The organism is Allobosea sp. GW821-FHT10B12 (assembly GCF_059415545.1).
On the sequence record NZ_JBWKNL010000002.1, the window covers coordinates 369,564 to 396,173 of the forward strand.

Annotated in this window: 32 protein-coding genes; 4 read left to right on the forward strand and 28 right to left on the reverse strand. The window is 59.2% G+C overall.

The genetic code is table 11. The features are described from left to right. Window positions 1-8: 8 nt before the first annotated feature. The 21 genes from AC07O0_RS06980 to AC07O0_RS07080 all read right to left on the reverse strand — a co-directional run bounded on the left by AC07O0_RS06980 (window position 9) and on the right by AC07O0_RS07080 (window position 18,842). Window positions 9-239 (reverse strand): hypothetical protein, encoded by a 231-nt coding sequence (locus tag AC07O0_RS06980; RefSeq protein WP_494621322.1) that lies wholly within the window; start codon window positions 237-239, stop codon window positions 9-11. Between the two features lies 1 nt (window position 240). Further along, window positions 241-534 (reverse strand): hypothetical protein, encoded by a 294-nt coding sequence (locus tag AC07O0_RS06985; RefSeq protein ID WP_494621324.1) that lies wholly within the window; start codon window positions 532-534, stop codon window positions 241-243. Between the two features lie 60 nt (window positions 535-594). Then, window positions 595-1,494: an SU10 major capsid protein gene (locus tag AC07O0_RS06990; protein ID WP_494621326.1), complete on the reverse strand. Its 900-nt coding sequence runs from the start codon at window positions 1,492-1,494 to the stop codon at window positions 595-597. 40 nt (window positions 1,495-1,534) lie between these two features. Then, window positions 1,535-2,542, reverse strand: coding sequence for a hypothetical protein (locus AC07O0_RS06995; RefSeq protein WP_494621328.1), 1,008 nt, complete (start codon window positions 2,540-2,542; stop codon window positions 1,535-1,537). A 57-nt stretch (window positions 2,543-2,599) separates the two neighbouring features. After that, window positions 2,600-2,854, reverse strand: a complete 255-nt coding sequence (locus AC07O0_RS07000) for a hypothetical protein (protein ID WP_494621330.1) — start codon at window positions 2,852-2,854, stop codon at window positions 2,600-2,602. Window positions 2,855-2,883: 29 nt separating this feature from the next. Beyond that, a complete protein-coding gene (locus AC07O0_RS07005) occupies window positions 2,884-3,618 on the reverse strand; it encodes a hypothetical protein (protein WP_494621332.1) in 735 nt (244 codons plus the stop codon). A 13-nt stretch (window positions 3,619-3,631) separates the two neighbouring features. Continuing rightward, window positions 3,632-3,892 (reverse strand): hypothetical protein, encoded by a 261-nt coding sequence (locus tag AC07O0_RS07010; protein WP_494621334.1) that lies wholly within the window; start codon window positions 3,890-3,892, stop codon window positions 3,632-3,634. A 14-nt stretch (window positions 3,893-3,906) separates the two neighbouring features. Then, window positions 3,907-5,943: a portal protein gene (locus AC07O0_RS07015; RefSeq protein WP_494621336.1), complete on the reverse strand. Its 2,037-nt coding sequence runs from the start codon at window positions 5,941-5,943 to the stop codon at window positions 3,907-3,909. Between the two features lie 46 nt (window positions 5,944-5,989). Further along, window positions 5,990-7,630 carry a terminase large subunit gene (locus AC07O0_RS07020; protein ID WP_494621338.1) on the reverse strand — a complete coding sequence of 547 codons (1,641 nt, stop codon included), beginning with the start codon at window positions 7,628-7,630 and terminating at the stop codon, window positions 5,990-5,992. A 19-nt stretch (window positions 7,631-7,649) separates the two neighbouring features. Then, window positions 7,650-8,108: a hypothetical protein gene (locus tag AC07O0_RS07025; RefSeq protein WP_494621340.1), complete on the reverse strand. Its 459-nt coding sequence runs from the start codon at window positions 8,106-8,108 to the stop codon at window positions 7,650-7,652. Window positions 8,109-8,190: 82 nt separating this feature from the next. Then, complete coding sequence (locus tag AC07O0_RS07030) at window positions 8,191-10,569, reverse strand: hypothetical protein (RefSeq protein WP_494621342.1); 2,379 nt, start codon at window positions 10,567-10,569, stop codon at window positions 8,191-8,193. Window positions 10,570-10,571: 2 nt separating this feature from the next. Next, window positions 10,572-12,077 carry a hypothetical protein gene (locus AC07O0_RS07035; RefSeq protein WP_494621344.1) on the reverse strand — a complete coding sequence of 502 codons (1,506 nt, stop codon included), beginning with the start codon at window positions 12,075-12,077 and terminating at the stop codon, window positions 10,572-10,574. Window positions 12,078-12,080: 3 nt separating this feature from the next. Then, entirely contained in the window at window positions 12,081-13,238 is a 1,158-nt protein-coding gene (locus AC07O0_RS07040; protein ID WP_494621346.1) for a tail fiber domain-containing protein, read from the reverse strand. A 39-nt stretch (window positions 13,239-13,277) separates the two neighbouring features. Continuing rightward, window positions 13,278-13,679, reverse strand: coding sequence for a hypothetical protein (locus AC07O0_RS07045; RefSeq protein ID WP_494621348.1), 402 nt, complete (start codon window positions 13,677-13,679; stop codon window positions 13,278-13,280). Continuing rightward, the gene (locus AC07O0_RS07050; protein ID WP_494621350.1) at window positions 13,676-13,855 is read right to left on the reverse strand and encodes a hypothetical protein; all 180 of its coding nucleotides are present in this window, start codon (window positions 13,853-13,855) and stop codon (window positions 13,676-13,678) included. Before AC07O0_RS07050 ends, AC07O0_RS07045 begins: the two co-directional genes overlap by 4 nt. A gap of 2 nt (window positions 13,856-13,857) precedes the next feature. Beyond that, window positions 13,858-15,558: a hypothetical protein gene (locus AC07O0_RS07055; RefSeq protein ID WP_494621352.1), complete on the reverse strand. Its 1,701-nt coding sequence runs from the start codon at window positions 15,556-15,558 to the stop codon at window positions 13,858-13,860. Window positions 15,559-15,575: 17 nt separating this feature from the next. Beyond that, a complete protein-coding gene (locus tag AC07O0_RS07060) occupies window positions 15,576-15,905 on the reverse strand; it encodes a hypothetical protein (RefSeq protein ID WP_494621354.1) in 330 nt (109 codons plus the stop codon). A gap of 1 nt (window position 15,906) precedes the next feature. Then, the gene (locus tag AC07O0_RS07065; RefSeq protein WP_494621356.1) at window positions 15,907-16,731 is read right to left on the reverse strand and encodes a hypothetical protein; all 825 of its coding nucleotides are present in this window, start codon (window positions 16,729-16,731) and stop codon (window positions 15,907-15,909) included. 57 nt (window positions 16,732-16,788) lie between these two features. Further along, window positions 16,789-17,934, reverse strand: a complete 1,146-nt coding sequence (locus tag AC07O0_RS07070; RefSeq protein ID WP_494621358.1) for a YaaC family protein — start codon at window positions 17,932-17,934, stop codon at window positions 16,789-16,791. Window positions 17,935-18,009: 75 nt separating this feature from the next. Continuing rightward, entirely contained in the window at window positions 18,010-18,282 is a 273-nt protein-coding gene (locus AC07O0_RS07075) for a hypothetical protein (protein ID WP_494621360.1), read from the reverse strand. Further along, on the reverse strand, window positions 18,282-18,842 hold the full coding sequence (locus tag AC07O0_RS07080) for an HNH endonuclease family protein (RefSeq protein WP_494621362.1): 561 nt from the start codon (window positions 18,840-18,842) through the stop codon (window positions 18,282-18,284). The genes AC07O0_RS07075 and AC07O0_RS07080 overlap by 1 nt, the downstream gene beginning before the upstream one ends. Before the next feature lie 561 nt (window positions 18,843-19,403). Between AC07O0_RS07080 and AC07O0_RS07085 the strand changes: the two genes are divergently transcribed. The 4 genes from AC07O0_RS07085 to AC07O0_RS07100 all read left to right on the forward strand — a co-directional run bounded on the left by AC07O0_RS07085 (window position 19,404) and on the right by AC07O0_RS07100 (window position 21,383). Beyond that, the gene (locus AC07O0_RS07085; RefSeq protein ID WP_494621364.1) at window positions 19,404-20,084 is read left to right on the forward strand and encodes a recombinase family protein; all 681 of its coding nucleotides are present in this window, start codon (window positions 19,404-19,406) and stop codon (window positions 20,082-20,084) included. Continuing rightward, the gene (locus AC07O0_RS07090; RefSeq protein WP_494621366.1) at window positions 20,077-20,385 is read left to right on the forward strand and encodes a hypothetical protein; all 309 of its coding nucleotides are present in this window, start codon (window positions 20,077-20,079) and stop codon (window positions 20,383-20,385) included. The genes AC07O0_RS07085 and AC07O0_RS07090 overlap by 8 nt, the downstream gene beginning before the upstream one ends. A gap of 231 nt (window positions 20,386-20,616) precedes the next feature. Further along, window positions 20,617-20,934, forward strand: coding sequence for a type II toxin-antitoxin system RelE/ParE family toxin (locus AC07O0_RS07095; protein ID WP_494621368.1), 318 nt, complete (start codon window positions 20,617-20,619; stop codon window positions 20,932-20,934). Window positions 20,935-20,939: 5 nt separating this feature from the next. Next, on the forward strand, window positions 20,940-21,383 hold the full coding sequence (locus AC07O0_RS07100) for an addiction module antidote protein (RefSeq protein WP_494621370.1): 444 nt from the start codon (window positions 20,940-20,942) through the stop codon (window positions 21,381-21,383). Between the two features lie 3 nt (window positions 21,384-21,386). Here the strand turns inward: AC07O0_RS07100 and AC07O0_RS07105 are convergent, their stop codons facing one another. The 7 genes from AC07O0_RS07105 to AC07O0_RS07135 all read right to left on the reverse strand — a co-directional run bounded on the left by AC07O0_RS07105 (window position 21,387) and on the right by AC07O0_RS07135 (window position 26,366). Further along, a complete protein-coding gene (locus AC07O0_RS07105; protein WP_494621372.1) occupies window positions 21,387-22,241 on the reverse strand; it encodes a hypothetical protein in 855 nt (284 codons plus the stop codon). A gap of 138 nt (window positions 22,242-22,379) precedes the next feature. Then, on the reverse strand, window positions 22,380-22,883 hold the full coding sequence (locus AC07O0_RS07110; RefSeq protein ID WP_494621374.1) for a hypothetical protein: 504 nt from the start codon (window positions 22,881-22,883) through the stop codon (window positions 22,380-22,382). Between the two features lie 3 nt (window positions 22,884-22,886). Beyond that, window positions 22,887-23,198, reverse strand: coding sequence for a hypothetical protein (locus AC07O0_RS07115; RefSeq protein WP_494621376.1), 312 nt, complete (start codon window positions 23,196-23,198; stop codon window positions 22,887-22,889). Then, window positions 23,198-23,665 carry a hypothetical protein gene (locus tag AC07O0_RS07120; protein ID WP_494621378.1) on the reverse strand — a complete coding sequence of 156 codons (468 nt, stop codon included), beginning with the start codon at window positions 23,663-23,665 and terminating at the stop codon, window positions 23,198-23,200. Before AC07O0_RS07120 ends, AC07O0_RS07115 begins: the two co-directional genes overlap by 1 nt. A 275-nt stretch (window positions 23,666-23,940) precedes the next feature. After that, complete coding sequence (locus tag AC07O0_RS07125; RefSeq protein WP_494621380.1) at window positions 23,941-24,582, reverse strand: hypothetical protein; 642 nt, start codon at window positions 24,580-24,582, stop codon at window positions 23,941-23,943. Window positions 24,583-24,717: 135 nt separating this feature from the next. Next, window positions 24,718-25,005: a hypothetical protein gene (locus AC07O0_RS07130; RefSeq protein ID WP_494621382.1), complete on the reverse strand. Its 288-nt coding sequence runs from the start codon at window positions 25,003-25,005 to the stop codon at window positions 24,718-24,720. Then, window positions 25,005-26,366: a hypothetical protein gene (locus AC07O0_RS07135; RefSeq protein ID WP_494621384.1), complete on the reverse strand. Its 1,362-nt coding sequence runs from the start codon at window positions 26,364-26,366 to the stop codon at window positions 25,005-25,007. Before AC07O0_RS07135 ends, AC07O0_RS07130 begins: the two co-directional genes overlap by 1 nt. Window positions 26,367-26,610: the final 244 nt, after the last annotated feature.

Consider the following 26,610-nt stretch of genomic DNA (forward strand, 5'->3'; position numbering starts at 1 on the left):
TTAGGCCGTCAGACGGGCTTCTTCGACTTCTTCGCAGGGGCCTTGGAAACCGTGATCTGAGCCGGGGCTTCTACAACAACCGGGGCCGGAGTTGCGGCAGCCGGAAGGGCATGGTGCGGCTCGGCGCGATAGATCGAGCCATCAGCCGCAAGCTCGTAAATGCGGGCTTCATAGTCGCCTGTCACGACCTCGATCTCGACGTACTCGCCTTCGACGAGCTTCAGAATGCGATGCGCCATGTCAGATGGTCCGCTTCGTGGTGATGAAGTCTTCGAGCCCTTCGGCCTTCAAGAGCTTCAGGAACTCGCGGGCATCCATCTCGCCGGTCTTGAAGCCGCGAGCTTGAAGGATGAGGTACGCGCCCCACGGAATTTTCGCGATGGAATGGGTCTCGCCCATGGGCTTGGACATCGATTCGTCGCGCATATCGCGCCATTTGTTCTTCTGATCATCCGGGATGTGCTGATCGACCTGAATGATCTTTTTGCCGTCGATATCGTGGACGGTCGTTGTCGGCTGAATGAGTTTGGACATCGGGTAAGGGGTGAGAGGTAAAGAGGGGGCTTTCGCCCCCTCCGGTTTGTTTCGACCCTATTACGGGGCGTTGCCGCGACGGATGAGGGCCGAAGCCTTCGTCGAATCGTGGCGGAGCGTGTACTCGCCGATCAGCATCCACGGCTTGTTGTCGCCGGTCGGAGCCAGTTCGCCCGGAGCGAAGGGGCGCATCTCAACGAGAGCCCAATTGTCCGGATCGATCAGGAGCGAGTCGCCGGCCTTCATCCAATCCGACAGGATGACTTCGACCTTGCCGAGGTTGTTCACCACGACGTCGACCTCGTTGACCAGCTTCGAGCCGGTGCCGAAGTCGCGGGTACGACCGGTCGCGGTGAGCCAGCCCGCAATCGCGAGAGCATCCTCGGGAGCGACGAACAGCTTCGTGCCCGGCATGCCAGCAGCGCGAAGCTTAAGCTGGGCCGTCTGGAGATTGGCCTCGCTGAGGATGTTCGGAACGGTCGAGGTGACGCCCGTGTAGACGATGTTCCCCGAGTCGATCAGCGCCTGAGCGCCGGCCATCTGGGAACCAGTCGAGTTGTTGCCGAGAACCTTGTCCTGACCCGACTGAGTCAGAACCTTCTCAAGGTCACGCTTAATGCCCTTGGTGTTCTTCATCAGCAGGTGTGCAGCGAGCTTGCGGCCATGGAAATCGGTCGCGAGAGCGCGGCCCGACAGCTTCCAATAGCGAGCAAAAATCTGCGTGTAGTTCAGGCGGACGGTCGGCGCGGCCTGCGTCGCGAACGAAGCATCAGCACCGTCGATCTGCGGAACAACCGACGCGTCGTCGAGGGCATCCTCGGTCCAGTTGTGCGTCATGTTGTCGGTCTTGTCCTTCCCGATCAGAGTCTGGAAAGGCGTGTCCTTGGTGTTCAGAAGCGCCATCTTTTTGGAGAAATCCTCCTTCGCGGCGGTCTGATCGTAAAAAGTAGTAGCAGCCATAATATAGTAACCTCAAATAGATAATGAAACTAAAGCGGGCTCACCCACGCTTTGCGTAGCTGTCCCAATCGCTCAAGATCGAATCGACAAAGTCCTTTCCAGAGCCTGAGTTCTTCAGGCGCTTGGCGGCATCGGATTGCGAATTCCCGGAGATGGCCTTGCGTGTCGTCTCGACATTTGTCGAAGTCTTGACGAACTTCTTGCCCTTTGGGGTCTTCATTTCGACCTTTGCGTTCTTGCCCTTCAAATAGAGCATTGCCCAATAGGTCAGCTTCCAATGGCCGGGTTCGAGCATTTCCGGAATCGTTTCTGGCGGAAGATGCTCGTTGGCGAACTTGTTCAGTTCGGCGACGATCTTCTCATTGAGCCCAATTCCCTTCACAGGGTCCTGAAGCTCCCGGATGGTGTTCTCCATCCGCTGCGCCTTCAGCTTGTTCGCGTCTTCCTGCTGTCGCGCGCGCTCTTCGAGATATCCCTGTCGGAGATATTCGAAATCACGCTTGGCGGCAGCGGCGGCACCGCTAAAAGCTTCGAACTCTTCCTCGCTAAGCTCCTTGGCGAGTTTGCGCCAATCGGCTTTCTCGAACCTGTCGTGTCGCTCGTACGCGCTTTCGAGCATGGTTTTCGCCAGCCCATTGAAGAGATCACGGCGATCATCAAGCTCTTTGCGCGCATCGGAGAGTTCGATCGACTTCTTGTTATTGTTGATGCGGAGGCTGACCTCTTTGGCCATCTCCTCAACAGTCATAGAAATCTCTTCGTCTCCGATTTTGATTTTGTGGACAGCCTTCGGATCGGCAACCGTGGCCTCGGCAGCTTCCTCTTCGGACTCGTCTACATCATCGGTTGCGTCGGAAGCTTCGTCCTCGTCGTCAGGTAGCCCTTGTGCGCCCTCGGAGTCGTCCTCTACATCTTCAGCTTCATCATCTTCGGGATTGTTATCGGGTAGCCCTTGTGCGCCCCAATCCTTCAGAATGGAGGCCTCGAAATCGGATTCCGAGGTCTCTGTCTCAATAGCGTTCGCCTCTGTGTCAGAATGCGTAGTCATTTAATCCTTTATTTAGAATAGAAATTGATTTTGACGGTCGGTTGTGATTGGGCCGTCTTATTCGGTGCTGGATTCATTTCCGGGACTGTCGCGGTCGCGTAGGGCGATCACATAGTCCATCTGGCCTTTGTGCCACTTGATCTTGTCGAGAGCCTTCTTCAGGCCCTCTTTCTTCGCCATCAGAATATTGACAGCGTTCTGATCGCTGAACGGCGTCGCCATAAACTCGGCCTGCAAATCGGCTTCGAGTTGGTCCCAAACGAGCCGGAAGTCTTCATTCTCAAGGAGCCGCCCGGCCGCGAGGCCGAGCATGATCTTTCTGTCTGGATTCATTGGTCTATTTAGAGGCCAATGCCCCAAGCCTTGAACAAGCTGCCGAGCGGCGTGTTTCCGAAGTTGTCGATCAGCGAGGGGGGCGTCGCGGCCGGTTGACCGGCAACCTGATCGAGCGACTTCCCGTCCGGCATTGGACCCTGAAGGCTGCTGACCGAAGCCGGGGCGGAAGCTGCCGGGCGCGGCGAGTCTAGGCCAGCCATGAACTTCAGGAAGCCCATGCCGGGGGCATCCCATGCCACCTGCGAACGATCGCCGGTTCCGGACGCGCGGGTGCCGATGGCTTGGAAGGGACGGCCATTCTCGTCCTCAACCCTATAGGGCTCCCAAGGCAAAGCACTGCCCGTGCTTCCAGTGGTTGACGGTGCGCCCGGTGACTGACGCCCGCCGCTCGGCGAAGCCTCTGCCGAACCGGCGTTCTGTGAGGGGAAACTTCCCATCCAAGGCGCGCTTGTGCCTTCGCCGACGAAGTTCGGGGCGGGGCTGGGGCTGATGCCGTTCGGAGCCGTCTGACCGGCCCAAGGTTGCCCCATGCCGCCCATAGTCATCTGCGGAGCCATGGGACGACGCGTCAACTCCGGGGGGAGCGGCGGGAGATTGTAGTCCTGAACGAGATTGGGCGTCATCGTCGGCGAGCGCGAGGTGGCTACGTCGATCGGCATGCCGGGCGGGATATAGGCCTCCGGCTCGCGCTGTTCCTTGCGCTGGCGCGTCCCATTGATGAGGTAGTCGAGGAAGTTCATCGGTGCGCCCCCTTTACTTCTTCGCCTTGCCCTTCTTCGGGGCGATGGCTGACGGGGCGAACAGGATCATCAGGCCGTGACCAACCTCGCCCTTCTTGCCCTTCTTCGGAGCAGAGATATCGATCGCGGGGGCCTTTGGCTTGGCGGCAGTCTTGGGCTTCGCCGGGGCCTTGGCAGCCTTGTCAGCAGCCTTCACCGTCGCCTTCGAGACGGCAGGATCGAGGTCGATTTTCTTCGTGGTGCGGAGCTTTTTATCCCATGGCTGACGGGGCATCGGTGAACCTCTGATTAGATATCGGGGGAAATGATCGGCTTGATATTTTCGGGCGGCGCGTTCTTGGCGACTTCGAACTCGCGGTGAGCCAGATCGATGCGGCTGGCGGTTTCGCCCGCCTTGCGATCGAGATCGTCGCGCTTGGCCTCGATATTGGCGTCTGCCAGCTTCGCGGCTGTCTCGGCGTTCTTCGCCTTGATCTGCGTCTCGCGATCGACCTTCATCGCGTTCGTTTCTGCCGACATCACGATGGCGTCGGTCTGCTTGATCTCGTTTTCGATCCGCTTCATCGCGACCGGGTCCGGACCCTGCTCAGGCAGCTTCGACGGATGCGTGAAGAGGCGCGGGAAGAGAGCCGACAGGCCGTAGCCGTCCGCGATCTCACGGGCAGCTTCGAACTTGTTTTCAGCCGTGAGCATGCGGCCGAGATCAGGGTCCTGACCGGCAATGGTCAGCAACTGAATGACATTCGCAGCCTGAGCGCGGGAATCGCCGGGGGAGAGCGTCAGGGCCGCTTCCGCGTCCCGATTCTCATTCCAGCTAGACCAGTCGCCAAGCTCAACCCAATCGCCAGCAACCTCGAAAATCTTCTGACGATCCGTCTCGTTCTCGATGACCTGCCGATAAAGCTCGATCCAAAGCTCCTTCAGGAACTGACCGAAGCGCCGGACGATCTCGCGGCAACGCGTCTGCGAAAGATCGACCTGCTGAGCGACGAGCGCGGCCGAATTCTGCTTCGAGATGGTGTCCGGGTTCAGGCCCTGTGAAAGCTCTGAGATGCCGCTGACGCGCTCTGCGCCACGCTGAAGCAAGTCCAAGATCGGGATCGTGAACTGATTGGGTTGCGGCGGCAGCAGTGGGAAAATCGCATCCGGCCGGGTGACATTCACAATGCGGCCGGGGCGGTTGTCTAGCAGTTCGCTGGGGTTTGGAACGGTCCCTTGAACGACGGCGATCGGCGTGTTCGATACGCGCGCGCTGTAGTCGATATTCGACCGCATCATCACGGTCTTCGCGTTCTGGAACTGGATCAGCCACGAGCCGAAATTGTGCCCCCAAAACTCATGCGGGATGGGGAACGGCTTGAAGATGATGAAGGGGGAGCGATCGACCTCTTCAATATCCAAGGTCACGTCGCCGACGCGAACCACCTTGTAGAGGATCGATTCGCCGTCTTCCTCGCTCCAAGGATAATAGGCCTCGTGGAACCAATAGATCGGGTCGCTCTCGCGATTGACATCGCTCAAGCCGAGATCGTTGGACTTCGCCTTGCGAGAGAGCGAGTCGATATTGTCTAGGTCGTCGCGACCGTCCGGGGAGACATCACGCAGCTTCCGGACGTCATAGCCCATCGCCGCGATCTGGCTGCGGGACTTCAGGACGCGGTGAAAGTGGAAGGCATTCTCAAGGTCGCGGGCCTCACTCTCGACGCCGAACTCTTCCGGGGCGATGTTCTCGATCCGGGGGCGGGAACTGACCTTGACGCGCTTCTTACCGCTGCCGGAATAGAGGCCGTTCGGCGGGCTCTCGTCGTCGATCTCGAAGGAGAGGATATCGTCGTCGGCTTTCCAGCCTTCGATCGTGAACTCGTCAACCTCGCTGAAATCGAAGCGCTTGACCTTAAATTTGGTCTCCCAAAAGACCTTCACGATGCCGGCAGACGCCGTCAGCGAGTCCTCAATGACGGTGTAGAGGACAAGGTCCGGATCGTGCTGCCGGTTGAAGACATAGGAGCAATATTTTGTCGCGATCTGGCAAATTCGCTCGTCTTCCGGCCCCTGCGGGAGGAATTTGACGAGTTCGGGCGTCGCGTTGACGCAATCCATGATGAAGCCGCGTAGCTCGACGATCTTTTCGCGAACGGTCGTGTCGCGGAACGGCGAGCCGCCGCCCTGCTGAACAGGGCGCTCGCCGTTATAGTGATCGAGGACGTTCCGACGCGTGGTCGCGAGCGGCGATCCCTTGGCGTAATGTCCGCCCGAAGCCTTGATCTTCTTGTCTGTAAGTTCAGCGACCTCTTTGGCACGCTTAGGATCGATATTGCTGACCATCAATTTTGAATGAGAAGAGAATATGCAGTATATTTAGCCCAAGGGGTTATCCGATGGGGTCAAAGCAAAAGCGTTCTGTGTTCGGAATCAGAGGTGCGCGACGCTGAAGAACCTTGTTTGCAATGGCGAGCGCCATCACTAGGTCGTCGTGCTTTCCGGGTGCGGCCTTATACTTCCCGTTGTCCACGATGTAGGACTTCAGTTCTGTGATCGTCGCCCGGCAGTTCACCTCGATCTGATCGCGGGCGATGGCTGTGGCGAGATCGTTGATCGCGCTCTCCTTCGATTTCGGCGTGGTGCGGAAACCCGGATAGAGCGTGTGCTTCGGCTGAAGCGTCTTTTCGTCGATATCCGTGTAAATGTTGGGATAGCGACGGGCCAAAAGCTGCCGCGCCGTGTGCGAGCCGATGTTGTTGATCTCGGTCGCGATCAGGGCATTGTTGTAGTAGCGGCCTACCTTGTCGAGAAAATCGCCAAAGTCCTCCGGGATGATTTTCGCTTGGAAGGACGCGACCTGCCGCTGTTGGCTGTCGAGGACGCATGCTGCCGAGAAGTCGGCTCGATCCTGTGAGTTCGGATCGCCAAGCGCGACGTCCGCGCCGATCGTGTAGACCTCACCGGGATCGTACTCGCGATAAACCCGCAATAGGCCGTTGGGCACCTCGACGAGCTTGCCGCTGTCATCGATGCCCATGTGGTGGATAGGGTGGATATCGCGAGCGCGCTCTTCCATCCGCCCGATCGCCTTGGGATCGAAGGCAGGGCTGCCAGTCTCATCGAACGCATCATCGGGGGATGCGGGATATTCGACCTTGAATTTGCGGGAACCGATTTCGTTGGTCTTCGAGCGACGCCAGCACAGTTGCTCGTCCGTCAGGAAGGGAAACTCCTTCCGAAGAAGTTGCTCGTCGATCGTGAGTTCGAACTCGTCGGAGCCGACAGGTTCGGCATATTCAGGCGTGTCAAACCATGGGCTGAAGAACTTCAACCACGGCGATGCGCCCGGCTTGAGAAGGTCGGCCGGGGTGTCGCATGCGCTGTTCCAAAGCTCATAGAACTTGCCGGATTTGCCGTTGGCCGTGCTTTCCGCAAGAACCACGGTACCATCGGCATCCGGAACGGCCTGCATGAGCGCCGCGAAATTCGCGGACGCCTTATCGGCAGGTTTCCAGAAAGCAACCTCGGAGAGATGGGCGAAGGCGAGGGTTTCGCCGCGACCGATTTCCTCACCGCCAGCGGTCGCGACTGAGATCGCGGAATCGAGCTTGGCGAAGGTCAGTTCGCGCCGGGACCGGTTGGCCGTCTGCGGCTTCATGTTGAACGGCTCGACCGGCATATGGTCGTGGAACCGCTTATACATGTCGAAGAGAGCGTTCGTCGGCGTCGCGTGATGAGCGACGACCATCCCCTTCTTCAGCTTCGATTGCGAAAGCCGGAAATAGAAATAGGCGGAGGCGAACGTCGATGCGCCTTGCTGACGAGCCTTCAGGATGACGATGCGAACGCGACCGGTCAGCCGCATTTGTTCGTTCATCAGGGCAAGGAGCCGCCGCTGAACGTGATTGAGCCTGAAGGGAACTACTTCGTCTTTGTCTTTATCTTTGACCTTCGCGCATTTTTCGGCCCAAAAAGCGAAGTCGTCTCGGAGCCGGATGCGAATTTTCTTCTTCTGTTCGTCTGTAAGCATTCAAATTGATTGGAAGGCCTCAGATATCGCCTTCGTCGCCATCCTCTGCTGCTGGGTTGTCCAAGCTGTCGAGCCAGTCTTCGGCGCTCTCGATCGCTTCCTTCTTGGAACGACCGCTCGCCTGCTTCGGCTTGTAGAGGCCAATAAGAGCCGTAGCCGCCTTGATCTGATCGTTGGCTCCATGCGGGCCGTTCATAATCTCGCGAAGCTTGATCGTGGCTTCTTCGATGATCGCCTCACCGTTCATGTGCGAGTTTGACTTCACATTCTTCATTAGCTCTCGATATTCCTTTGACTGTCTTATCTTATCCATGTCGCGAAGAGCTTTGCGTTGAGCCACTTTGAGCAGGCGCGCGCCTTCCGTTCGCGAAATATACTTGCTGAAGCCGGGGTTCCCCTGAGGCTTGAAGCCGGGGACATCGTGATAGACCGGCCGCCGACCCGCCATCGCGGTCATGCCCGGCCGCAGGCCCTTCACGACCCGCCTCCCGTAACGCTTGCAGGGCGGGTCTTGGAGGATGAAGGCGGTCGGCACGAACGGGCCGGGACCGTCTTGCAACTCACTTCCCATCGGCCGCCTTTTTGGCCTTCGTGGCAGCGCGAGCGAAGGCAGCCTGATCGATGTCGCCGTACCGACTATCTTCCGAGAGAACCTTGTCCCATTGGGCGAAGAAGCTCTTGTCGAAGGCCTTATCGAGCTTCGCCCGATCGGCTGGGCTGGCTTTGTCCTTCATGTCCGCGACGACGAGCATCGCGTCCTGTGCGGTTCGCGATGTCTTCAGTGAGGTGCGGGCTGCCGACAGCGCGGCGTCGGTTTCCGGATCGATGCCATCACGATTGCCGATGACGCTCTCGATCGCCCGGTTGATCCGGTTTTGAAGGTGGCGCGCAGCGCTGACATAGATCGGCTTGTCCCGGACATCTGGCGGGATGGGATAGGTCAGCCCGTCATGGGTAAAGGTGTCTCCGAACTGCTCCGCCTTCATCCGAGCGCGCTCTTCCTGAAGAATGCGCGCGGCCGGAGAAGCGACGGGCTCATTCGAAGGCTTCAGTGTGCCGCGATCAGTCAGCTTCGACTCCGGGAAGAAGTTCTCGCCGGGCACCTTCGGGGGTGGGCCAGCGGAAGCGGCCGGAGCCTCCGGAGCAACCGGGGCAGGGGCGTTCCCATCCTGACGCTGACGAAGGGCTTCGACCTTGGCCTGAGCCTCTTCCAAAAGGCGAGCACGAGCGACAAAGTCCGCGATCTCTGCCGGGCGGACTGGGCTGCTGCCGCGACCTGAAGCTCGCTGCGCCTTCTGCAAGACCTTCGCCTGATCGACGGCAGCCTGACGCTGAACAGCGGCATCAGCATCAACCTGACGCTGTGAGGGAAGGGCGGGATCGACCTTCGGGGCTTCTCCCGTCGCAAGGCGATTGGCCGTGTTCCCGACGATGTTGTTCAGGCCGCGAGCACGGTCATAGAGGGCCGCTGCCGGGCGAACCGCCGACGCCGCCGCCGCGATTGGATTGCCGGACACGACGCCAAGGATCGAGGTGAGGCCGGACCGCTCGTCGATCTTCTTGACGAGCGGATTATCCGCCAGCCCGCTGCCGCCCATCTTCTCAATGCCGTTGAGCGAGGATTTCGCCCGGATCGCATTGAAGAGGGCAGCGCCTTCCTGATCGCCTCCGAGAACGCTCTCCAAATGGGAGCGCTCGTTCTTGGTCAGGGTCAGGCCCTGCTTCACCTTATCGATCGTGGTCGTGATCCGGGAGGCATCTTCGGTTTCGAGGGTCTTCAGGTGGTTCGAAGCCGCCTTGCTCGTCTCTGAAAGCTCCTGATTGAGGCGGATGCGAGCGCCGTTGATCGCAGCGCCCGCGAGTTCGGGCGTCGAGAGATCGGGATTGCCGGCCTTCGTGGTGTCAGCCGCGCGCTGAATCTCTGATGCTGCCTTGGCGTCGGCTTCGGAATCGATGCCGAGCCCATTCTTGCGCATCTTCTTCGCGTCGAGGCCTTCGCCAGCGAGGCGAGCGCCCCGGATGGCTGCGCCGTTCAAGCCGCCTGTCACGCCAGCGTTCAGAGCCTCGTCGGCGTCGAGAGACAGGCCTTTGTCCGTGAATGCCGTGCGGCCTGCCTGATTGGCATAGTTGCCCGCCACGGCTCCGGCAGCGCCATCGGCTGCCGCCATTCCTACCTGCTTCGCGACCTGCCCAAGCGAGGGCGACAGGCCCTTCACCGTGGATGTCAGAGCCGGGTTCAAGCCAACGCGAGAGAGGGCGGCTTCCGCGAGTGTGCCAGCGCCGGCAGCACCATAGTCGGTCCAAGTCGCGTCCTTCGCGGTCTTACCCTGACCGGCCATGCGATCGTCGACGTTGTTGCCGAAGTTCCGGCCGGCATTGCTCGCTCCGAATGCGACGCCTGCGCCGATCGGCCCGGCAATAGCGCCGCCAGCCGCGCCGGCAGCCAAGTCAACGCCAAGGCCGGGAGCGCTCTCGATAAAGGCGCGCGGCGCGTTGATGTATGTGGAAGGCTCGTTCCAACGCAGCTTCGACGATGCCGGGGTGAAGTTCTCCGGGGCCATAGCCTGTCCGGTCTTCATCGCCATCCGGGCCACGGTCTTCGCCCATGAGTCCGGATTCTTGTCCGAAGAGAGCTTGTCGATCGTGTTGCCGACGCCAGAGATCGCGGCGCTCGCACCATATTGGGCGGACTTCCCAACATTCGAGGCGATGGTCCCTACCGACCAATCGTCAGCCTCTGCCGGCTGGGTTGCGGGCTTCCATCTCGGAACGACCACGTCGAGGATTTCCGACGAAGTCGCCCCATTCTCACGCGAGCGCAGGTTATCGACCGTCGAGGCGAAATCCTTGTCGCGACCGCTGAAGACCGACAGAATCTCGTCGTCGGATGCCCCGCGCTGACGCAGATCGTCAACGATGGCCTTCGAAGGGGAAGCCATGATCAGCCGCCCCCGTTCGCCTGACGGCGCTTCTGAATTTCGTCCCAATAAGAATCGGCTGCGCTAGGACCCTTGGCCGGACCAACGCGAGGCGTCGTCTCGGTCGGCCCGGCCGGCTTGTTGCGGGACTCGTTGAAGGCCTTCCGCTTGCCGACATAGGCCTCATCCTTGTCGAGGCTTTCGAGGCGGCTGCCGACATTGTTGTAGGTCTGGACGAAGTCGCCCGAAGGCGCGTTCTTCCCGTAGTCCTTGAAGGTCGAGTCCTGCGCCTTGCGGAGGCTGCCATATTCGCGGCGGCTGCGATCATAGATCGTATCGAGAGCGGCGAGGGCGTTGCCATTATCGAAGCGTGTGGAGTCCGGCATGATCGCCTGAAGGGCCCGATCATAGTCCTTGTCGGTCTGAACGCCCTTATTCAGGAGAAGCGCCGAATTCGCGGCGTTCTTCACCCACTGACCATACTGCGTATAAAGCTGCTGCTGCTCGTTCGTCAGGTTGAGCTTGCCCGCGAGACCGGCTTCGATCTGCTTCATGACGCCGAGATCAAGCTCGCCATTGACGATCTTGTTGCGCCAAAAGTGCGCCTTCTCCGCATTGTCGGCGACGACGTTCATGTTGTTGTCGCGATCTAGGATCGTCTGACGCGCCTTCTCCGATAGCTCCTTGCCGGTGCCGGTCCCTGCCTGCATCTCGTATGGCAGGCCCGTGGTCGGGTTCATGAAGAGGGCTCTGCCCGTCTCCTTGTCATAGTTGAGCATCTTCGGCTGAACGGCCTTCTTCTTCTCACCCATACCGAGGGCCTTCGCGAACGCAGCCGCACCGTTGGGATTGTCACGGGCCATCAGCGAGACGGCCGCCTGTGCGAGGAAGTCAGAAATCCCGTAGCCGGCTTCAGGCTTGATGCCGAAAGCGCCGTTGATGCGATCAAGAAGGGAAGGCTGCTGACCGGGAACATTGAAGCCAGTTCCGGGCGTGCCGCCTTCGGTCTGTGCCGCGCCCGGAGCCGGAATATCAGCACGGGCCGCGCCGGTAGCATCGCCCGCGCTCGCACCCTTTCGAAGATAGTCGAGCAGCGAGGTTCCGTTCGCGTCGGCTGGATTGTAGCTGCCGCCAGACTCGACGAATTTCCGCATCCCCGCGTTGCCGCCTAGATGGGCGGCGTTGCGTAGGCCCTGCATCGTGACTGGCACGCCGCCGATCTCCTGACCGACGAACTTGTCGAGGCCCTTGGATGCGATGAACTTGTCGATGTCGCCGAAGTGCCAGTCCTCCGCCGCCTTCTGAAGCTCCGGCGACTGCATGAACTGCTGCGGTGTGGTGCCCTGCGGGATCGCGCCCGCATCCATAGCCTCTTGCAGGCGAGCACGACCGAACTGCGCCCGGCCGAAGTGACCGGTCAGGCCGCCAGCGCCGACAACGCTGTTCTGTGCGCCCCAATTGCCGCCGCTCTCGCTGGCCATGAGGCTCGGGTCGAGCGCCGAACCTGTTTGATCGTAAGGATACGCCATCGGTTAGGCCCAAATCTCGATCGGCTTGACCGAGAGCATTCCGTTGAAGGACTTCACCGCGTTCGGCTTGATCTTGGCGACCTGCTGGGCGAGCGGGCCGATCACGACCTCATCGTCACCGATGTAGTTGAACTGATAGAGTTCGATGCCGTTGTGCAGGGTGTGGAGATAAACAATGTTCTCCTTCAGACGCTCGTCGCACATCTTGAAGAGACCGGAGGCCAATCCGAGCATTGAGCCAGCCGTCGAAAGAGCAGAGGGCTGCTCCTTGACCTTCGAAATCGAAGTTGTGGTGCCGCCCTGCGTGCCGCCGTTCGCCCAAATGCTATAAGCGTTGTTGATGTTGTCCCATGTCTGCGTTTGACCAAGCTGATATTTGGCCAAGGCGTTATCGAGCTTGGTCTGATCGTTTGCCGTCAGCATGGTGCCGGCATTGATCGCAGCCTCATTCATCTTCGACATCATGTCGGTGCCCTGACCGAGGCCGCCGAAGCCGGAGGTGATCGCGCTATTCGCATTGGAGCCGAGCGCCTGAGCCGCCGCGAGTTGGCGGTTCTGATCGGTCTGTGCAGCCTGAGCGCCGGTGTTCCAAAGCTGGCCTCGGATCGAGGAATCGAGGTTCGCGGCCTGCTCGCCGAGGCTGCGGCCGACAATCGCGTCCTTGATCTGGGAGCGGGTCGAATTGGTGTTGCCGGCGAGAGCGGACTGACGCTGAAGCTGCGGAAGGACGTTCTCATTCGCCTCGCGCCGATAGGACGACATCGCGCTGTTGACCAAACCGTCTACTGTCGAGTTGTTCGCGTAGGCGTCGCCGGATTGGACCGCTTTCGCGGTGGAATTCGTGTTGAACAGGCTCGTCAGCGCGTTGCTCGAATTCGTCAGGTTGTTGACGCCCTGACCGAGCAGGCCCGCGCCGCTGCTCGCCGAGAGATTGGCTGCATCAGCGCCAGCGCCGGAGGCATATTTCAGGGTCGAGTTAAGAGCATCAACCTGCTCAGGGCGCATCGATGCGTAGATGTCGCCGTCAAACGCCTGAAAATTTTCCTTGTTCTGATCGTAGATGCTCTTTGTCTCTGCAAAGGCGTCCTTCAGATACTGCTGAGATGGCCCCCACGGGTCCTTGTTCTCAATGGTTGTTTGTGTCTTTCCGCCGCCACCCACGCTAATAACCTCACTTGATATTGTGAGGATATTTAGCGTTTAGGCCTTCGGGAGCAGGACGAAGAGCCGGCGATCTCCGCCGTCAGTGCATTCACCACGGGTTTCGAGCCGGATGAAGCCGAAGCGTTGGCGAAGCCGATCGAGCGCAGGGGAGTCCTCATCGGCAATCGTATGGAGAACGCCCGGATTCCGAGCGCGGAAGGCCTTCCAAGTCGCCAGCATGGTCTTCAGCGTGCTGTGGGTGAAGAGCGTGGGGGTCACCGACAGATGGAAGAAGGGCATGATCCGATAGGAGCCGTCCAGCACTTCGAAGTGGACCTCCGCATCCCACTCGCGAGCGTTCACAATGGGGAAGCGATGCGACTCGAAGCCGCCGCCTTCCTTCGGGAACCACTCGGCGACGCTATGCGGGTCCGGGATGTCGCTGAACGGTTCGATCATAGGCCAAGATGAGCCTTGATCGCGGCGATATCGGCATCGCGACGTGCATCGGCCTCGATCAACTGCCGGAAGGCGCGTTCGATCTTCCGAAGCTCGGATTCCGTATATTTCTCGACGCCGCCCTCGATCTTTGGGAGCGGGGCCGGGCTATAGGGCGGGATGGGCTTATCCGTCATGATCAGCGCTTCCCGATCAGGACGACTTCGATCCACAAGCCATTCAGTTTGAACGGCTTGAAGTCGTCATAGGTCATTTTGAACGCGAGATATCTGCCGGAGTGGCGGAAATCGAGCTTTGCGGTCGTCGAAGTGGAATCGATCGATTGCGTCTCGTCGGACCAAGTCGTCTGCGTTGACAGATCGGAGGCTCCGCCAACGGTGAAGACCATGGGCGCGCAATCCGCCTCTAGCTTCACCTGAATCGTGATGCCGGTGATCATTTTCGTCTGCTCGACGTCGAGTTCTAGGTCCGCGTCGTCGAGATCGATCGAGTCCTTGATCAGCGTGACGGGAGCCGTCGCGCCATAGTCGATCGCACCGGGCGAGGGGCCGTTGAAGCTGTCGAAGGTGCGAAGGGCAGGGGCGACCGTCACCGGGCCAACCGGGTCGCTTTGCGGGTCGATCCACGCATTCGAGGCCATCAGCGTGGCCTTTCGCTCGTCCGCGAGCGAAGCGAATGTGCCACCAAGCTCTTCGAAGCTCGTCGAGGCCAAATCCTCGAAGGTGACGCCATAGGCGACCGGGCCGCCTTCCATATGGTTCACATACGGCAGATCAAGGAATGTCCAAGTTTGACTGACATAGTTGAAGGCAACGGCCTTGTTGCACCCGACATTCGAATAGGGCTGCCCATATGGGAAATGGCAGTTCGGGTCCTGCGACACGAAACAGAAATAGATCGAGTTCGCTTCCCCTGCATGGAATGCAAAGGCGCGGTTGCTTTCGAGCTTCACAAGGTTGTCGAAGACAGTTGATTGAACCGCGTTGACCGCGATCGACTTCGTGCTCGTGTGATCGAGCATGTAGATGTCATTGGTCCCGAACACATAGTGCCGACCGGCATGCTCGACGACGCAATTCGTGCTCAACACGCCTTCGCCGTGAAGGCGGCTGAAGCTGAAAATGTCGGTTGAGCCGTCCGGGCGCGCGATCCAACTCTCTTCGCTGCCATAAAGGACTAGGTCGTCGCCAAGGCGGCAACCGTCGATAAGCTCGCCCTTCATTTCCGTGAGATCGTTCTCGCCGGCATTGGATTCGAGGGTCGTGAAATCCCAATCAAGCGGCGGGACGCCCTGCAAACCGGACGCGTGGCCATTCGACCACTTCACCATCGTCGGATAGGTGTAGGGGCCTTTCGTGACATTGATCCCGAACAGGAAGCCGCCGACATTCCGCAGCGCCTTGAAGCGCACATCAGCCGGGAACTGAATCTTCCCGTTCAAGCTGTTGTAGGTCTCAAGCCGCTTGAACGGGTCGGTCGTGCCGAGCGTCGAGCGGTACCAAGGTGTGCGATCCGACCGGTTGAAATAGACCACGCCGTTCAGGGTCGTGGTTGTGACCTCCGCATCGGAGTCGAGCGCGGTCCAGCCCGTGGCAGTACGATCAGTCTCGACGCCGCGACCGGTATATTCCGAGATCGAGCCGTTCCGCTTTTCGACGAAGAGGCGGATGACCTGACCGCTGTCCTTGTATGAGTGGATGTGAACCGGAGCGCTATCTTCGACTTCGAAGAGTCGGCGGGCCACGGGGCCGCGCTCAATGGTCCCGTTCTGACAACGGACATTGTTCATCATAGAGAAGGCGGTCAGAGGAAGATTAGCGGGAGAGCCGTCTGAGATCGTTCCGAGCGCTGCGAAATCCTTTACTGGAATTTTAGCCAAGCCAATTCACCGAAATATCACTTGCTATTGGCCGAATTGACGAACGTGCCTGTCGCGAAGTCAAAGACCTTGTTGAAGAGAGCAGCGCGATCTTCAAATGAGCCAGTCCAGCCCGGCAGGACGATGACGCGCGAGTTCGCCGGGTGAAGCTGATTCAGGTCGTTGCCGCTGAACATTGGCTTGCCGGCGTTGTTGAGGCAGAGCGCGAGCCCGGCCGGGCGATCAGGCCTATGGGCAACGGTCTCATACCAATCGTCGCCGCGAGCATTTCTGTAGCGGGCGAAAATCACGCCATCTACTTCGGCCGGCTCTGCCGGCCCCCAGCTTCCAAAATCAATGAAACTCATTTTAGCTCACCCAAATATTGACCCAGCCGCCTTGGCTGGGGATGTGCATTTGAAGGATGCGATAGGCGAAGGTGTGCGCGCCGTAGGCAGTTCCCGCTACACCCGTGAAGACGCCGGGTGCGACATTGGTCATTCCGCCTTGCCCGTTGACTTCGCCGTACCCAGCCATCTGCACGCGGTAGACCCGGTCGTTGGCTACGCTGACAGCGCTGTTGTAGAGCGAGAGCGAATAGCTATTCGCCTCGTCGCGCCGAGATGCCGACCACGCGTTGGCGCGGTCCTCGATCCGGCTGTTCAGATCGCCAAGCTGTTGCGTCCAAACTGCTCCGCTTGGAGTGACGTAGAAGTGGTTCTGACCGCCCTGATCCTGCCAGATCAGGTTTCCGCTGCCATCGACGACGAGGCGGCCTTTTTTGACGCTCGGGTTGTGAAGCCACAGTGACGGGCTAGCGACATTGATTTCCAGCGCGCCCGTGAGCGTGCCGCCTGTGCCCTTCACAGGTCGGTTCTCAAGATCGAGCGTGTTGATCGCTGCGGTGGCGTTCGCCGCCGCCATGAGTGCGAAGCCCGTCGCGCCAAGGGTCGCGTTCGTCGCGGTCGTGTTGCTGTTGAAATAGGGAACCGTGTTCGCGGTCGGCGTCGTCCGAAGGATAGGATTGTTCAGATGGACGTCGCTGGCCGTGACGATCGCCTTGATATTGGGAAAGCTCTCGACGATGGCGCGCTTGACCATCCGGATGTGATTGGCCCCATTCGAAGCCATATCCAAGTTGAGAGGATTGGTCGCGTCGAATTGCCAGATGTAATTTGCGGCCTCAATGGGCATGAATAACTCCAAACGGTAGACCGCAATATTTATGCGGGTCTACCGTTTGGAGCGCCGCTACTCGGCGTGCTTGGTGCTCAAAAACTTGACGACGAAACGCGGGAACTCAATCAGAGCCGCATCGATAAAGTGCTCGATCAGCGAGAGAAGGCGGTCATCGGCCGGAGACTCGTGCGTCACCGATTTGGAAAGCGAGTGCTGCCAAACCTGCGGGCGATATCGCACGAGCGAGCTAAGCAGGAACGTCCCCATGAAATAGAGGGAATATTCGTTGAGGAGAGCGCCGTTGAGCGGTTGGATCGCAAAATTATAGGGGTTTAGCCCATACGATCCCGATAGGGCAGGCAGTATGTCTTTCGCGTCGCGATATCCCTCGCCAACTCCGTACAGGTCATCATCGCTGCCGAAGGAACTGTCGGCTTCGTACTTCAACTCCGATGTGGATAAGTCATCGGTTATGGCCGCCGATCGGTTGTCGAAGATTATGACCGTGTTGGAGCCGCTGAGATTGGCACTCGAAAGACGCCAGTCTTTCAGGAAAGGATAATCGTTTCGGAGGGTGCCGACGATGCTCCGGAGGGACTCACGATCAGTAAGCCCAAACGGCTCTTCGAGGCGAATAATCCATCTGTTGTACTGCATATGTCGAGTGTTGACGCATAGGCAATTCGCCGGTCTGCCGTAGTGCTTAGGGTACTTGTGCGAAATTTCGGGAATCCGCGAGAGCACGTCCTCAAGGCTGACGATCTTGTCATCCATAGCGGCAGACAGATCGAAGGGCTTCTTCGCCGCCCAAACGCCGCCATGCGTTAGCTCGACCTCCAATTTGGCAAGCGGTGCAATCGCGTCGTTGAACTCTTGGAAGGTGCCGGTGCCGTCTAGTTCCAAGCCGAGATCGGCGATCTTCGTCGGCGTGCCAATCTCCTTCAGCCCGTGCGACCGTTGCAGATCGTTCAGGCCGGCGCAGCGAGCGGCAGCCGTCACACCACGAGCAAAGCTCAGAACGCCATAGTAGACGAGCAGGGGCCTGATCTCGATCGGCGAGTCCTCCGCCTGCTCGAAAAACAGGCGGCCTTGCTGAATGGCGACGGAGATTTCACGGGAATATGTGGCGCTTGGCTTCCTCCCGAACGCGTGCGTCAGGACATCCCGAAGGTTGCTCGCGCTCTCAAGGAATTTGATGTCGTACCAGTTCCCAGCCACGAAAATCGCCCCGCCAGCATATGAAGACGGGGCGATCTAACCGGGTTTCAATCGTGGGTGGAAGCGAGCCGAGCGCTACATCCACCGAAGCTTGAACAAGGCGGCGTCGGCGTCCGTCTCGAAGTGCAAAGCAACGGTCGTCCCGGCGATGGCTTCTCGGTGCGGCTCCGCTTCGTGCGGCAGTGTTTCGGACGCCAACCAAGGTGCAACGTCGTTCTCGAAGAGGACAATGCCGACGCCGAACGAGCGCGGGCTCTCTTGAAATATGGCCGTTTTCGCCGCTCGCTGGCGCGCGAAGATGCGGGCCAGCAAATTAGCTGCACGGGCAGAGGAGTCAGGGCTCAACATCACGCCACCTTCGCCCGGAACGCTTCCATGACCGCATCTTCCGAGACGATCGCGCGATAGGTCTTGAACTTCACGATGCTGAAGATCGTCGGCTGGGCAATGCAGTAGCGGCGGGCAAGCTCGCTCTGACTGACGCCTTCGAGCCAGTAGAGGCGACGGATTTCCCGGATCGTCTCCGGGTCTTGGATTGCTGCCGAGACATGCGGAATGCCGGGCCGACGCGGGCGACCTTTTGGGACAGGCCGGCGGCGACCGTTCTGGACGATATCGGCCCAATTCGCAGCGGCAGTGCCCCAATAGAGGTTTTCGAGCGAGTTCCGGGAACGATCGTCGTCACGATGAAGGGCCATCTCGCCGCTGATGGGAAGACGGTGATGGGCAGAGAGCACGCAACGGTGGACGTAGGCTGTCGGTGTGCCGGGGCCGGGGCGGAAGTGATGATATCCGGTGCCGTTGGGCGAAATGGCAATGTGAATCAGTGTGTGACGGTTGCGGACAATGGTTCCGCAGTCTGAAATTTCGAGATCAGGGTACATGGGGATCGTTTTAAAAGTCGTCATCTTGAATATCTCCTAAAATACGCGAGCTTGGCTATATGTTTGTTCTTAGAGCCCGCATGAATATTTATAGAGGTTGATAGAAATCGGGGAGATAAGGTCCGATTTCGGCCTGTTTTGAAATATTTCCGGGGAATTTTTCTTGGGGCGGGCGTTTTTATTTTGGGGGAGGGGGTGCGGGGATTTTCCGGGGAGGTTCGGCTGAAAAATCGACCCTGCGCTTGACGCAAAACGCGTCTTTAGCCCCCATTTTTGAAGCCGGGGGCTGCTCGCGCCAGCCTGCGATCAGGGCCACAAGGGGACCCGTCAGCGGCAGGCGCGGCGAGCGCCGTCACCCCTCGCGCACCTCACCCAAACCAGCCAGCGCGCGGCCCTGCTCGATCCATCTATGTTCGCGGGAATTCGCGGGAAATGTCCGGGACATTCGGGGACATTGGTTCGGCAAGAACCATGCCAGCACGTTGAAATCACTGCGAAAATATCTTTTGTCCAGTTGCTGAAAGGACTAGACAGTCGCTAATGCGAATCTGTATGGTTGCTTTATCGGAATTGGATTGGACAACGATGGCAGTTTACGGATATCGAAGGGTGAGCAGCGACGGTCAGCAGGACGGTTCGTCACTGTCTGACCAGACGGCTCGCATCAATGCGTTGGCCACGCTGGCATCGCTCGACATGCCTGAGTTCTATGAGGATGTGTGCTCCGGCTCGATCCCCTTCGACAAGCGGAAGGAGGGCTCGATCCTTTGGGCGAAGCTCAAGCGAGGCGACAGCCTGATCGTGGCCAAATTGGACAGGGCATTTCGCAATGCGAGCGATGCCCTTCAGCGTGCGGACGATCTCAAGGCGATGGGCGTCGATCTCTATCTGATCGACATGGGCACCGACGCCGTCACCAACAACGGCGTGTCCCGCATGTTCTTCGGAATGCTGGCACTCGTCGCCGAGTTCGAACGCTCGCGGATCGCCACCCGCATGGCCGATGGTCGTGAGGGCAAGAAGAGCAAAGGCGGCCATATCGGCGGCAAGAGGCCGTTCGGCTTCGATGTGCAGGGCACGGGCCGCGAGGCTGTTCTCGTGCCTCGCGAAGACGAACAGGCAGCCATTCGCGAGATCGTCGAGCTTCATCGTTCGAGATCGTCACTTCGCAAGATCGTCAGCGCGCTCAAGACCAAGGGCTTCGAGATCAGCCCCATGACCGTGAGCAGGATCATCCGGGACAACAGTGGGGAAAACCGTGGCTGAAACCGTAGTCAGAGAGCTTCTGCTCGATCGCCGCCATGGTGCGGCCTATATGCCTTCGAACGCTCGCTTCGACACTGGCTTCATGGTGGCTGAGCCCGTCGAATTCGAGGTCTTCATCCCGGAGGAACGCCTCGATTGGGATCGTGCTCGCGACCATCTGAGCACGGTCGATCACAAGCTCTTCGGACGGTATGAGATCACGGTTCATGACTGGCGCACGGATCGACGCCGAGTCGGTGTTCGCGCCGTCTTCCGGGACGCCTATGCAGCGGTGATGTTCAAGCTGGCGGTGGATGGCTAGAGATGACCACGTGAAGGCTTAGCGGCCTGTTCGGCTAGGGTGATAGCCACAATCGTTGAAGCCGCTCCTGAGCCTCGGGGGCGGCTTTTCTAATTCACAGAATGCTGCTGTAAAATAAGCTCTCGAACGCGACACGCAATAAGCGGGTTCAGATCGGCTATGACGTTGACAAACAATAGGAATTCGTTAGACGAGAATTCGTCTGTTGTTTTTTGACGACAAGGGCCTATCTTGAAGATCGAGCACTATCTGACGGCAGAGGGCAAAGACCCTTTCGAAGATTGGATCGACGGTCTTCGCGACCGTAAGGCCAGACGGGTGATCGATCGTCGCATTGATCGGATCGAGGCGACCGACAACCTCGGTGACCACAAGGCCCTTGGCGATGGCGTCATGGAACTGCGGATCGATTTCGGGCCGGGCTATCGGGTCTATTTCGGCCGCGACGGCGACACGATCGTGGTGCTGCTGTGCGGCGGCGACAAGAGCACGCAGAGTTCGGATATCAGGAAGGCGAAAGCCTATTGGGACAATTGGCGGAAGAGGTGAGCGCTATGGCCACGACGACGAAAAAGAATCGGCCGGCATCGATCACGGCCAGCCTCATGACCAGAATCGATTTCGAGCCGACGATGATCCTCAAGGCTCCGGAAGGCTCTTTCGTCAGCCAGAATGTCTATGAGACGAGCGCTGCTGTTCCGAAGTCCCGTAGCCGTGACGACGCTATGGCGGAGCGCTATCGCAAAGACCCTGAACTTGCCATTGAGGCGCTGAACGACATCCTTGAGGACGGCGATCAGGGCGAGCTTCTTGTGATGCTGCGGCACATGGCTCTAGCCAAGGGCATGAGTGAGATCGCAAAGGAAACTGACCTGAACCGCTCTCAACTCTATCGGACGCTCTCCGAGGCTGGAAATCCCTCGCTCAACAACCTCATCGCGATCCTGAAGGCCATGGGGCTGCGCCTATCGGTGCAGACTATCGAGCAAGACTCCTGAGCGTCAGAACGGGAAGAAGGTGACTAGCTCAAGCCAGCCGGCTGCCTTCTCTGCAATGGTTGAGAGCAGCCCCGTGATGCTTCCCCAAAGCCCTACCGCTCCGACCGCAAGGAACGGCGCGAGCAGCTTTCCGGTCGCGTCGCCTGCGCTCTTCACAGCCGCATCAACGAAGTTGTTGAGCTTGCTTCCCACCCATCCGAGAACGGCGGTCAAAGCCTTTGTGGCTGTCAGGACATTGCCGGCTTCGGGCTCCGGCTTGGCCAGTTCTTCCTTGATCTGAGTTGTCGCCTCCTTCACCTCGCGAATGAGGTCGGTCGGCGTCTCGATCTCGCCGGGCGGGCCATTGTGCCCCATGCGGCCATGGGCGGGCTTCAGCTTGGCAAGCTCGGCCTCAAGGCTGGCTATGCGATCTAGGACATCCGCTCTGAAGGCGCGCTCTTCAGGCAATCCGAATTCTGGCTTCGTGCCCGATCTCAACGACCGGTCAATATTCGCAAGCCGCTCTTCGAGAGACGGGCGTTCCGGATCGCCGGGCGCATAGGCGTCGGGTCCATCGTCGCGATCGAGCATCGCTTCGTCAGCAGCTTCGCGCCGATCAGGATGGCGCGGGCTCGGAGACCAGTCGTAGACGCCTTCCTCGTCCTGAAGCTGCTTCGCAAGGGCTTCGATGCGATCCTCTGGAAGAACACCGTCAAATTCGTTGTAAAGCTGCTCAGTGGCGTCGTAGGGGCCGCCCCAAATCCACTGATAGCCGCCCTCTTGCGAGTTGAAGGGCAGCCCGTTGGCCGGGTCCTCAAAGAAGGTCTTGAACCACGTCATCACATATTCGGCCTGTCGCTTGGCCGACATTTTCTTCAACTGTGAGCGGGTGACTCCAGTTTCGTCAGCGTAATCCGAATAGTAGCGCGTCGGGCGCTCAGGCCGCCTAGCCATGGTCGATCTTGTTCCCCTCAACCTATGCGAGCCATAGCGCGCGGACTGTCGAAGGGGAAGGCGTCAGCCCCATCTCATCTTGAACAAGGCGGCATCGGGGAGATCGCCGAAGAAGAAGTTCGGGCTCTCAAAGGCGACGTAGCTGTCGAGTTCGAGAGCGTCGAGCCAGCACTCTCCATAGTCTTCCAGAAAGTCACCCTGATCGCGTGCTTTGACCGTGTAGCAGTCGCCGACAATCTCCGTCAGGATGAAGACGTGAAGGCTGCGATTGCGGGCGAAAAGCTTGCCCTTGACCACGGTACCGCGATGGACGGCGCGATATGTCAGGGGGTGGTGATCGAGCCTGAAGGGCTTCTGTTTGTCGAAGACATAGGGATAGTTGCTTCGGTCCAAGGGTTTGCCGGGCTTCAGATAGATCGTGCAGGGGCTGCCTTCCATGATTGTTTCGACCACGGTCGGGAAGCTGTCGAGATCGATATCAGTGTGAAGCTCGTCGCTTATATTGCCGCCACGAATGGCTCGGTCATCGTGGAGGAAGACGCCGCGAAGGACGGTTTTTGGCTGCATCAGCTAGTTAGGCAGAGCGAGCCGGAACATCACGGCATTCGCGGCAGTGTCGAAGTAGAAGGTCATTTCGTCCGTGATGTGCACCACCGTGAACCCGACGATCTCCGGGAAGCTGTGGCGCACCATCTCCAAGAGAATAGCCTTCCGATTGTCGTTTGGTCCGCCGTCCACTGTCCCGCTCATCATCATGCGGAATCTGGCTTCGCTGGAACTCTCGATCGCGGCCATCACAAACCGCTTGCACCTATGCCTTTCGAGCGTGATCCCGTTTTCGTTGATCTGGCCTTCATCGCCCGTGATCATTTTCGCCGTCATCACATCCACCGCATCTTGAAAATCGCGGCCTCAGTCTCATCGTCAAACAGGAAGTGCGAGGCACCGATCGTGCCGAAGCCCGTGTCTGACCATGGCGGGTCTTCGATCACCACACCCTTCGGTGTCTTGTCGGCGAAGACGCCGTCTTTCGGTTCGCCCTCGATCGTCACGACATGGAAATCGCGGCGCTCGATCTCGACAACACCTTCAAAGGCCAGATCGACGGGAAGCTGACCTCGGATGATCTGGCCAGCTTTCAGAGCGCCAAGAAGCGCTTCGTTGCGCTCAGGATCGAACTGAAAGTTCGGTGAGGCTTTGAAATAGACTGTAGCCGGGCTGCCATTCTGCCATTTGATCGTTGCCGCGCTCCAATCTGCAAACATTGAGTCCACCGTATCGGAGAATTCCCAACTCGAATCGGTTCGGGGACGAAGGATGTGAAGAATATTGGAGGCAGAGCGGATCATCACCAATATTTACCTGATATCGGCAGAAGTCTCCATTTAAACCGCTATTTCAAAGAAAAAGCCTGCCGCACGAAGGGAGCGCGCGACAGGCCAGATTGAAGTCATATTCTAGGAGATGAGGAGCCGACCATGCTCTTCGGGATCATGACCAGCCCTCGGGCGTATTTAGCTCCGGAACGAAAATGCCTGCGTCAGCTATGCGAGTTCTGACGCAGGCATTCCCACAACCGCTTTCGTGAGAAAGGAGCCGACCATCGGGTGGCCGGCATCCCTATTTAGCTGCTGAGTCGGATGACCTCGCCAAGGACCACGTCGAGATCGGCGGAGTAGTTCACCTGAACGGCGGTCGGGAGGTCTTCCCGAGCGCGGATCGTCCCGTGAAGGAGCATGTCCGCCTTGTCCCGGAACGACTCCTGAAGGTGCTTGAACTGCTTGCTCAGCGATTGCGGGGCCGGATGGTTTGCCGCGACCTGCTTGAAGGCCGTGAACCCGAAGACCGGAGGGATATGGTCGAGGATTGCCCGGAGCAGCATCGCCGTCGCCATGTGGCAATCCTGACTAGAGGTGACGTTGATCTCCCGGCAAAGCTCGATCAGCCGCCGAAAGTCATGGGGACCGCCTTGGAGGGCTTGCAGTTCGCTGATGCGGCGCGGGTCCACATAAGGGCGCGAGCCGGCTGGCGTGGCTGCTGGCGGCTTGCTCCGCTTCCGCTCGATCGCGCGCGCGGCGGCCAGCATGTACTCAGCAGCCTCTTGGACGTTGTTGTAGGACGGACCGTCTGAGAGGCGGTTCGCCACCATTCCGATCTGGAAGGAGAAGTTACTCCCGGCCCCAAGCTCTTCGAAAATGATGGCCTGAGCATCGGTGCAATAGGCCTTGAACTTCGCGGCCCGTTCGCTGGGGAGGTAGAGCCCCATGATCGAGCCTCCATCCCGGAAATGCGGGAGAAGGCCGGCAGTGGCGGCAGCGAGCTTCTTCAAGTCATCGGACATGGAAGATTGGTAGCTCGCCGCCGGTCCCGCCGTAAGGTTAGTGCACTGGGCCTTCCACAATCAGTTGCCGATCTTCCGCCGATATCGGGCGTGATCCGCTCGCGAAATATTCCGGAGATCGAGCGTCAGAATGTTTTCAGGCCCGGCCGCATCGAGCACGGCCTGAATCTCGGCGCTGACCGGGAGGGTTGGATCGTTCTGCTGCTTCCTGCGAACGCCCGGAGCACCGCGAGTGCAAAAGGTGCCGGCCTCGATCATCTGCTGACGCTTACGGGCGCGAGCAAGGCGATCATTGGCCTTGCGAACCTGTTCCCGCTCTTCGGGCGTGTAACGGCGCGGGCGGGCCATCAGGCGGCTTCCTTCTTCGGGCGACCGCGCGACCGGATGGGAATGCCGGCTGCCTGCTTCGCCGCCTTCTTCTTCGCTCGATAGGCCTCATCCAAGGCCTTCTTCAGCGCGGCCTTCTCCTGCAAAGTGAGTTTGGGCTTCGGTCCCGGCTTCGGGCGGGTGACGTCCATGATGCCGGCTTCCTCGATCGGGATGAGATCGACTTCGGCGATATCGTGCTGGCGGATATATGCCCGCAGGGCTTCGGCCTGCGTTCGATCATAGAGATAGATGCGATAAGTCCCGGACCAATTCGAATCGCGAATAGCGCCTCTAAACACGAACTGCGCGATGTCCTCGAATTCGCGAGCCCGGATGAAATCCGCCTTCTTCAGTTTGAAGGTCTCCCGGATGGGCATATCGGCAGGAACCTCCTTCGCGCTGTAGAGAAAGGCGCAGGAGGTGCGGTCGATCAGACTGTTCGTGCCTTCGAGCCGGGGGCTCAACTGAGGAGCGGAGAGGTTATTGAAGAAGCCCGTGGTCGGGTTGTTCGTGGCCATGAAGCCGAGATCGGGAAGCGTGCCGAGATAGGTGGCGGCTTGGTTCAATGCCTGCCGGCCTTCCGGCTTGCTCCAATATCCCGTGCTCGATCTATGCCCGGACGTGAAATAGGCGATCTCGACCTTTTGGCTGGCCCGAGGCGGCGAAGGCAGCCGAACAAACTCATAGGTCACTTCGTCCGAGAATGCGGCCTCATAGACCTTGAACGCGATCGAGTGCTCGAACCCGGCTGCGGCGATCGTGACGGACTTGAAGGCCTTCATTTCGAGCGGAGTCCATGCGGACCACCATTGCAGGCGCTTCGTGGAATCCTTGAAGCTGGCGAAGTCCGTGGTGTCCACATAGAGGCCGTGGCGGGACCGAGCGCGCTTGTCGAAGGCTGACAGGGCAACAACATCATCGTGCATGAGAGAAGACGGAAGAGGCGCATGGGGGCGAGGATGCACCCGGCTCCACTCATCGCCTGTTTCAAGCTCATAGTTGGAGGCGAGATATTCCGCCGCTGCCGAGATGTTCATCGTGTTGGATGCGATAGCGGCGGGAACCTCGTCGATCACGAGATGCCAGCCGGCGAACTGGCTCAAGTCAGCGGCCATCACGCCTTCATGGGTGATCAACGCAATGACATGCGGCGTGTCTGCGTGTTTGGTCGCGAGAGCCCTGATCTCGGATGCGACGGGGAAGCCCATCCCCGAATAGATGCGTTCCGTTGCGGGTCTGGTGCCTGAACTGGCGGCTGCCTTGGCGATATCGCCGCAGCGCTCGTTGATCAGATCGGTGCGAGTGGTCGCGAAGAGGTACTTGCCCGCCTTGCTGGTCATTTCTTGGACCACGTGGCGTGTCTTACCTGATCCGGGGATGCCGGTCAGAAGTCGAATGCGAATCAATTGGTGTTCCTCAATCAGTTCTGTTATAAATAGATCCGAGTCAGGTGATGTGATGACCACCTGTCCCGGTTAATTCAGCGAGTGAATTACTATAATATATATGTAATTCGCTCGTCGATTTATTTATCCAGTCAGTTCTCTACCCATACGAAGACCACAGCACGGGACGACGAGCGCA

Bases quoted from the DNA above. Each gene is read 5' to 3' on its own strand.
- AC07O0_RS07000 (WP_494621330.1), bottom strand. From the start codon at position 2,854: ATGCTCGGCCTCGCGGCCGGGCGGCTCCTTGAGAATGAAGACTTCCGG.
- AC07O0_RS07135 (WP_494621384.1), bottom strand. From the start codon at position 26,366: ATGACCAGCAAGGCGGGCAAGTACCTCTTCGCGACCACTCGCACCGAT.
- AC07O0_RS07020 (WP_494621338.1), bottom strand. From the start codon at position 7,630: ATGCTTACAGACGAACAGAAGAAGAAAATTCGCATCCGGCTCCGAGAC.
- AC07O0_RS07100 (WP_494621370.1), top strand. From the start codon at position 20,940: ATGGCCACGACGACGAAAAAGAATCGGCCGGCATCGATCACGGCCAGC.
- AC07O0_RS07110 (WP_494621374.1), bottom strand. From the start codon at position 22,883: ATGCAGCCAAAAACCGTCCTTCGCGGCGTCTTCCTCCACGATGACCGA.
- AC07O0_RS06985 (WP_494621324.1), bottom strand. From the start codon at position 534: ATGTCCAAACTCATTCAGCCGACAACGACCGTCCACGATATCGACGGC.
- AC07O0_RS06995 (WP_494621328.1), bottom strand. From the start codon at position 2,542: ATGACTACGCATTCTGACACAGAGGCGAACGCTATTGAGACAGAGACC.
- AC07O0_RS07015 (WP_494621336.1), bottom strand. From the start codon at position 5,943: ATGGTCAGCAATATCGATCCTAAGCGTGCCAAAGAGGTCGCTGAACTT.
- AC07O0_RS07130 (WP_494621382.1), bottom strand. From the start codon at position 25,005: ATGGCCCGCCCGCGCCGTTACACGCCCGAAGAGCGGGAACAGGTTCGC.
- AC07O0_RS07080 (WP_494621362.1), bottom strand. From the start codon at position 18,842: ATGACGACTTTTAAAACGATCCCCATGTACCCTGATCTCGAAATTTCA.
- AC07O0_RS07045 (WP_494621348.1), bottom strand. From the start codon at position 13,679: ATGATCGAACCGTTCAGCGACATCCCGGACCCGCATAGCGTCGCCGAG.
- AC07O0_RS07075 (WP_494621360.1), bottom strand. From the start codon at position 18,282: ATGTTGAGCCCTGACTCCTCTGCCCGTGCAGCTAATTTGCTGGCCCGC.
- AC07O0_RS07010 (WP_494621334.1), bottom strand. From the start codon at position 3,892: ATGCCCCGTCAGCCATGGGATAAAAAGCTCCGCACCACGAAGAAAATC.
- AC07O0_RS07005 (WP_494621332.1), bottom strand. From the start codon at position 3,618: ATGAACTTCCTCGACTACCTCATCAATGGGACGCGCCAGCGCAAGGAA.
- AC07O0_RS06990 (WP_494621326.1), bottom strand. From the start codon at position 1,494: ATGGCTGCTACTACTTTTTACGATCAGACCGCCGCGAAGGAGGATTTC.
- AC07O0_RS07060 (WP_494621354.1), bottom strand. From the start codon at position 15,905: ATGAGTTTCATTGATTTTGGAAGCTGGGGGCCGGCAGAGCCGGCCGAA.
- AC07O0_RS07050 (WP_494621350.1), bottom strand. From the start codon at position 13,855: ATGACGGATAAGCCCATCCCGCCCTATAGCCCGGCCCCGCTCCCAAAG.
- AC07O0_RS07115 (WP_494621376.1), bottom strand. From the start codon at position 23,198: ATGACGGCGAAAATGATCACGGGCGATGAAGGCCAGATCAACGAAAAC.
- AC07O0_RS07035 (WP_494621344.1), bottom strand. From the start codon at position 12,077: ATGGCGTATCCTTACGATCAAACAGGTTCGGCGCTCGACCCGAGCCTC.
- AC07O0_RS07120 (WP_494621378.1), bottom strand. From the start codon at position 23,665: ATGATCCGCTCTGCCTCCAATATTCTTCACATCCTTCGTCCCCGAACC.
- AC07O0_RS06980 (WP_494621322.1), bottom strand. From the start codon at position 239: ATGGCGCATCGCATTCTGAAGCTCGTCGAAGGCGAGTACGTCGAGATC.
- AC07O0_RS07030 (WP_494621342.1), bottom strand. From the start codon at position 10,569: ATGGCTTCCCCTTCGAAGGCCATCGTTGACGATCTGCGTCAGCGCGGG.
- AC07O0_RS07085 (WP_494621364.1), top strand. From the start codon at position 19,404: ATGGCAGTTTACGGATATCGAAGGGTGAGCAGCGACGGTCAGCAGGAC.
- AC07O0_RS07125 (WP_494621380.1), bottom strand. From the start codon at position 24,582: ATGGGGCTCTACCTCCCCAGCGAACGGGCCGCGAAGTTCAAGGCCTAT.
- AC07O0_RS07065 (WP_494621356.1), bottom strand. From the start codon at position 16,731: ATGCCCATTGAGGCCGCAAATTACATCTGGCAATTCGACGCGACCAAT.